The organism is Roseicella aerolata, assembly GCF_020523605.1.
Lineage (GTDB): Bacteria > Pseudomonadota > Alphaproteobacteria > Acetobacterales > Acetobacteraceae > Paracraurococcus > Paracraurococcus aerolatus.
Genome location: NZ_JAJAQI010000103.1, coordinates 1 through 6,196, shown reverse-complemented (window position 1 = coordinate 6,196; position 6,196 = coordinate 1). Strand labels below are relative to the sequence as shown.

Here is a 6,196-nt window from a genome sequence, read left to right as displayed (position 1 = left end):
CCTACGGCTTCCTCGTGGCCGAGCGCTGCCTTTTCCCCCCTCAATCCCGCTTCACCGCGCGGCGGCTCAAGACACCTGCGCTATCCAAAGGCTTCCAGCCGCGCGGTGCCGGTCCGGCCTGAGCGCCACGTGCCGCACTCAATCGCCAGCATTCGCCGCCGCCTCACCGTCGGCCTTGTCCACCTCCTCCCGCGCTGCCCCTGCTGCCTGCAGAAACAGCGTATACGGCCAAGAAGCAAGTGACACAGTAAGATTAGGGAACAGGGCGAGCGACGGCGCGCGGAAGGTGCGGGGGTCATGCTCGTCGCGATTGAGGGCAGGTGCGCCGGATTGCTCGTTGTCGCCGATCCCATCAAGACGTCTGCTTCCGCGGCAATTGCGGCGCTTCACGCCGGGGGCCTTAGAATTGTCATGCTGACGGGTGACGGCAAAGGGACCGCGCAATCCGTTGCGAAAGCGATCGGCGGAATCGACGAGGTGCACGCCGATCTCAAACCCGAAGACAAGGCGCGCATCATTGCCGAACTCAAGGCGAAGGGCGCCCGTGTGGCAATGGCGGGCGACGGCATCAACGATGCGCCTGCCCTTGCCGCCGCCGATGTGGGGGTTGCCATGGGCACCGGCACCGATGTCGCCATCGAGAGCGCCGGCCTGACCCTGACCAATGGCGATCTGTCGGCCATGGTCCGCGCCCGTCGGCTTGCACGCGCCACCATGGCGAACATACGCCAGAACCTATTCTTCTCCTTCCTGTTCAACGGCATCGGTGTGCCGGTAGCTGCCGGCATCCTCTATCCCTTTGCCGGGATACTGCTCTCGCCGATGCTTGCCGGGGCTGCAATGGCTGCATCTTCCTTCACGGTAGTCCTGAATGCCTTGCGCCTCAGCCACCAAAAACTGTGACAAGCATGTAATCTTCTAGGCAGTGCCACATCACGGACTCATCTTAAGTGCGATTTGTGGTCCCGTTTCCACGAAAGATAACTGTTATGTGCCGTCCAAAACCGACCGACGAAGATATGGCCGTTGTTGCGGCACTGTTGCTGATCAGCCGCCGCAGAGTTGAGCGACTAGATAACCGCTGAGTAAACAATGGGTACTGAAATCAAGATGTTCGGGCGCTCAACGAAGCGCCAGTTCGGGCTGTGGAGGGAAATCGGCGGCGTTTGGGCGGTAAGCCGTTCTCAAAATTAATCATTTTGTTCAAGGTGGCGGACCGGGTGGGATTCGAACATATACGCCGAAGTAATCGGCTTGCGCTTGGCTACGCCGTGAGCAATGTCGGCTTTCGGGACGCCGCAAGCGGCAGTCGAACGGCCGGAAAGGGGGCGCATTGCGGTCAAAGTACAGTAGCCTGCTGAACGGCCGCTTTCCCGGCTTGGGCGCCCAGAAGCGGTCGGGCAGCTTGCCACCCCATACTCGCCTTCTTCAAAGCGCTCTGATTATGCCGAACTGCCGCATGGCCGACAGCAGACGCAGCAGCCGCCGAACTCGGCCATGCGGCATAATCCAGCTTACGGCATAATGCCCCATCTCGTGCGCCAGGGTGGCGTAGTAGGCCTCGGGATACACGAAGGCCTCGCGAGGCGGCATTTGAATGATATCGGCATCCGGCGCGTAGGTGGCCTGGTAGCCGCCGGTCCGGATCACCGCCCCGGTGTTGGCAACGAAGACCTCGGCAGCGTCAATCCGTTCGATAGGTGCGGCGACAGCGTCGCCCCCGCTCGGGTAGAAGCGGCTCGGCAAGCCGTCGATCTGGCAGGCGTTGAAGGCGGCATAGCTCTTGAGGAACCAGATGCTGCGCTCCTCCTGGGTGCCGTCCGGCATCTCCTCCTGGCGATGGAAGATGTTGGTGTAGGTGACAGCGGTGGCGCGCTCGCCCTTGCGCACCTGCCCGCCCAGTGCCGCAGCCTGCCGGTAGGTCATCCAGGTGGGTGAGCTGTACCCCCTGGCTGCCATGGCCATCCACAGCACCAGCACATTGATGCCGCGATAGGGCTCGCCGTTGTGCCGCAGCGGCAAGCCGGTACCGCCGGTCTTCCAGGGGCGCTTCCAGGGCTTCACGCCAAGCTCCAGCTCGGCGATCACTGCATCCGTCACCTGCTGGTAGAGGTCGACCCGCGCCGCAGACCCTGTGAACCGCTTCATTGCTCATATCCTTCCGAAAGCGAACAGCTTTCGGGAGACGAGCCCCGCGGCGGCGAGCGCGGGGTGGAGCGGTCAAGGCCGGAGCGCCGGGAGCGGTGCGGGCCGGCGCAGAGCGCCAACACGGTCCCGGTGCGCAGCCTGCGCAGCAGGTCGCCTTGCACCGCGAGAGGGGCAGCGCCCCTGATCAGGCCGCGTCCGCGGCGCATGTGCTGTGCTGGCGAGCGGCAGGCCGCGGCACAGTCCAGCAGGATCGCGCGGCCGGATGCGGTCAGGGCTCGACAGGGATTCCGTGTTGAATCAGGATTCTAGCCCTGACCGCGGCAGGGTGTCGTTCGTTGATGGATCGTCGGCTTCGCAGCCACCAGGCCGAGACCCTGGCCGTGGTGCGTGCTATCGCCTGCGGCGAGGCCAGGGACGTGCACGACATCCTCGCCGCCGTGACCCCGGGCGGCGGCAAGTCGCTGCTGCCGGTCCTTGCCGCGCAGGCGCTCATCGAGGCCGGGGTGTGCGAGCGCGTTTGCTGGGTCGTGCCGCGCGACAGCCTGCGCCTGCAGGCCGAAGAAGCCTTTGCCGATCCGGGCTGGAGGGCAGCGCTTGGTCACGCGCTGTCGGTGCGCGCTGCCGAAAACGCCCCCGACCTCTGCCGCGGTCTTGCGGGCTACGTAACTACGTACCAGGGTGTCGCGGCCGCACCCGACCTGCACCTCGCCGAGTTCCGCCGGCACCGGTACCTGCTGGTGGTCGACGAGGTGCACCACCTGCCGGCGGTCGGCGCCAACGACAACGGCATGACCGCGCCCGACGACGCAGCCGGATGGTCGACGGCCATCGAGCCGCTGCTGGCGCTGGCCGCGGTCCGCCTGTTGCTCTCCGGCACGCTGGAGCGTGCTGACGGCCGGCGCATCCTCGGCCTGCCCTATCGCCGCGCCGCCGGTGGGCGCGAGGAGGTGGATCTCGCCGCACCTGGGCTCGCGGTGATCGGCTACAGCCGTGCCAGGGCCCTGTCCGAGCGCGCCGTACTGCCGGTCTCCTTTGGTGCGCTGGATGGAGAGGCGAGCTGGCTCGGTCCGGAGGCCGAAACGGGCGAGCGGCCGCGTCTTGGCCCGCACCGCCTGCGCGCCCCGGCGCCGAACGAGGCGACCCGGCCTGCGCTCTTTACCGCTCTGCGCACCGGCTTTGCCGAGGCGCTGCTGCGCCGTGCCTTCGAGGCGACGCGCCGGCTGCGGGCGGAGCGGCGTGCCCGCCTCACGGTGGCGCCGGGCGAGCCGGCGCGCGGCCTCGGCAAGCTGCTGGTCGTCGCACCCGACCAGACGCAGGCGCGGCGCTATCTCGACACGCTGCGCCGCTGGGTGCCGCCGCACCAGGCCGGCACCCTGGCGCTGGCCGTCTCCGAAGAGCGTGGCGCGCACGAGACGCTCGCCGCCTTTCGCCTCACGCCGGAGCCCTCGGTGCTGGTCACCGTCGCCATGGCCTACGAGGGGTTGGACGCGCCGGAGGTCGCGGTGGTGGCCGCACTCACACAAATCCGCTCCCGCCCCTGGCTCGAGCAGATGGTGGCCCGCGCGACGCGGGTGGACCCGAATGCCGGCCCCTACGAGGCACAGCGTGCGACGGTCTTCCACCCCGACGATCCGCTGTTTGCGCGCTTCCGGTGGCGCATGGAGCGCGAGCAGGGCACGCGCGCGGCGCCGCCCAAGCCGTCGCGCCAGCCGCGACTGCCGATCCCGGGCTGGCTCGAGGACGAGCTTGCCGAGGCGCGCGCCCGCAGCGCCATCGTACCGCTCGAGAGCAACGCCCTGGCGCTGCGTCTCTCGACACTGCGACCCGGGCCGGACCTCGCGGCGGGGCTCGCCGCGGCGCGGGCCCCGGACCCGCAGGGTGATCTGCTGGAAGCTCCCTCCGTCGCGGAGCGGCGGCTGCGCGCCCGGCTCGGCGAGTTGGTGGCGAGCCAGGCCGTGGAGGACATGGCCGATGGTCTTGCGCACACGCTGATGCCGGCCGGCCGCGGCGACGGCCTCTACCATGCCTACAACGCCGCGCTGAAGCGTGCGACGGGCGGCAAGAGCCGGGCCACGATGTCGCTCGCCGAACTGGAGGCCGCGGTGGAATGGCTCGGCCGCAACCGGCTGCGCGACCACCTGCACCTCCTGGAGGCCGATCACCGCTATGGCTGGCGCATAAGGCCACGGGGGGAGTGGAAGCCGCCCGTCGGGCGGCCCGCCGCGGCTCGGGCTCGGGCCGGAGGAGCGTCGAGATGCTCCACCGGCACGGAAGAAGCAGCCATCATCACCAGAGCCCATACGCGGCTTCCCTAGGCGCCGAGCCGCTCTTCCAAGTGGCCGACATCACATGGCTGCAAACAGCTCCTCGACATCCGCTTCGGTCAAGCGCAACGCAGCTCCGCGCTCGGCTTCGAGAATCGAGGCGATCAACGCACGCTTGTGCGCTTTCATGATGTCCATTTTCTCTTCGATGGTCTGCAGCGTGATGAGGCGGTGCACGAAGAGCCGCTTGTCCTGACCGATGCGATGAGCCCGATCCGTTGCCTGGTCTTCCACCGCTGGATTCCACCAGGGATCGTAGTGCACCACCGTGTCGGCCGCCGTGAGGTTTAGCCCCACGCCGCCAGCCTTCAGACTGATAAGGAAAATCGGCACCTCGCCGGATCGGAACCTGCGCACGGGGGCTGCCCGATCCTTCGTGTCCCCCGTGAGCAGGACATAGGCAAGGCTGCGCCTCTGCAACTCGGCCTCGATCAGCGCCAGCATGCTGGTGAACTGCGAAAAGACCAGCACGCGCCGTCCTTCGTCCATCAGCGTGCCCAGCAGCTCCAGCAGCCGCTCCAGCTTGGCCGAACCTGCCTTTTGTGCGAGCGCCATCGGCAAGAGGCGGGGATCGCAGCAGGTTTGGCGCAGCTTCAGCAGGGCATCCAGGATGATGATGCCGGACCGCGCCAGACCCTTCTCTGAGATGGCCTGCTTGACCTTGGCATGCATCGACAGCCGAATGGCCTCATAGACCGCCCGTTGCGATGCCTGCATCTCCACTGGTTCGGTGATCTCGGTCTTTGGCGGCAATTCGGCTAAGACGTCCTCCTTGGTCCGGCGCAGCAAGAAGGGCCGCACGCGGCGATGCAGTGCCGCCTGCCGCTCGGCATCGCCGTGCTTCTCGATGGGCGTGCGATACCGGCTGCGGAAGCTCCGCGCGGTTCCCAGAAAGCCAGGAGCCAGGACGTCGAATAGCGACCAGAGCTCGCCCAGATGGTTCTGGAGCGGCGTACCCGTCAGGCAAAGTCTCTGCTGGGCTTGCAGGCGCAAAACCTGCTGGGTGGTCTCGGCGCTGGGGTTCTTGATGGTATGCGCTTCGTCCAGCACCAGGAGATGCCACGCCTGCGCCGTCAGAACCGCGTGATCCCGCGTCAGCAGCGGATATGTGGTCGGCACCAGGTCATGTGCCGCGATGTCGCCGAAGCGGGACTTTCGCCCTGGCCCATGCAAGGAGAGTAACCGCAACGTGGGTACGAAGCGGGCGGCCTCGCGCACCCAGTTCGGCACCAGGCTGGTCGGGCAGACGATCAACGCCGGCCGGTCCAACCGTCCCGCAGCACGCTCGATGGCAACATGCGCCAGGGTCTGCACTGTCTTGCCGAGGCCCATGTCGTCCGCCAGGACGCCTCCCAATCCAGCGCTCCGCAGAAACTGCAGCCAAGCCACACCCTGTGCCTGATAGGGGCGGAGGCTGCCGACAAAGTCTGCGGGCAGGACAACCGGCGGGATCGTCCCCTCTGCCGCGCGCAGCTGCTTGCCGAGCGCCCGCAGCGCGTCACCACCCTGCCAAGGGAGGCCCGACCCCTGCTCAAGCTCCGCGAGATCCGCCGCATCCATCCGCGTAAAGCCGATGCTGCCCGCGCCGGGATCCAAGGCGCCACGTGCTGCGCGGCGATCAGGGTGAGAACGCGCGGCGATCTGGATGAGAAACGCCTGCATGGCGCCGTCGGGAGGGCGTAGCCCGACCGGCGGGGCCATGCAGGCGAGCGCCCACCCGTTCT

The 6,196-nt window shown here is 67.5% G+C and carries 5 protein-coding genes; 2 read left to right on the top strand and 3 right to left on the bottom strand.

Going from position 1 to position 6,196, the window contains the following annotated elements:
* Window positions 1–138 precede the first annotated feature (138 nt).
* The gene (locus tag LHA35_RS29190) at window positions 139–390 is read right to left on the bottom strand and encodes a hypothetical protein (protein WP_226614400.1); all 252 of its coding nucleotides are present in this window, start codon (window positions 388–390) and stop codon (window positions 139–141) included.
* On the opposite strand from LHA35_RS29190, the gene LHA35_RS27570 reads away from it, so the two are divergent.
* Window positions 298–903 (top strand): HAD-IC family P-type ATPase, encoded by a 606-nt coding sequence (locus tag LHA35_RS27570; protein ID WP_456316097.1) that lies wholly within the window; start codon window positions 298–300, stop codon window positions 901–903. The genes LHA35_RS29190 and LHA35_RS27570 overlap by 93 nt on opposite strands.
* A 525-nt stretch (window positions 904–1,428) precedes the next feature.
* Here LHA35_RS27570 and LHA35_RS27565 read toward each other — a convergent pair.
* On the bottom strand, window positions 1,429–2,148 hold the full coding sequence (locus tag LHA35_RS27565; protein WP_226614399.1) for an ArdC family protein: 720 nt from the start codon (window positions 2,146–2,148) through the stop codon (window positions 1,429–1,431).
* A 338-nt stretch (window positions 2,149–2,486) separates the two neighbouring features.
* On the opposite strand from LHA35_RS27565, the gene LHA35_RS27560 reads away from it, so the two are divergent.
* The gene (locus LHA35_RS27560) at window positions 2,487–4,463 is read left to right on the top strand and encodes a DEAD/DEAH box helicase (RefSeq protein WP_226614398.1); all 1,977 of its coding nucleotides are present in this window, start codon (window positions 2,487–2,489) and stop codon (window positions 4,461–4,463) included.
* 30 nt (window positions 4,464–4,493) lie between these two features.
* Here LHA35_RS27560 and LHA35_RS27555 read toward each other — a convergent pair.
* Window positions 4,494–6,196, bottom strand: a 1,703-nt coding sequence (locus LHA35_RS27555; RefSeq protein WP_226614397.1) for a DEAD/DEAH box helicase, incomplete at its 5' end; no start/stop codon positions are given.

What these genes read in the sequence shown, in the direction of transcription:
- LHA35_RS27570 (WP_456316097.1), top strand. Translation starts at nt 298, where the DNA reads ATGCTCGTCGCGATTGAGGGCAGGTGCGCCGGATTGCTCGTTGTCGCC.
- LHA35_RS27565 (WP_226614399.1), bottom strand. Translation starts at nt 2,148, where the DNA reads ATGAAGCGGTTCACAGGGTCTGCGGCGCGGGTCGACCTCTACCAGCAG.
- LHA35_RS27560 (WP_226614398.1), top strand. Translation starts at nt 2,487, where the DNA reads ATGGATCGTCGGCTTCGCAGCCACCAGGCCGAGACCCTGGCCGTGGTG.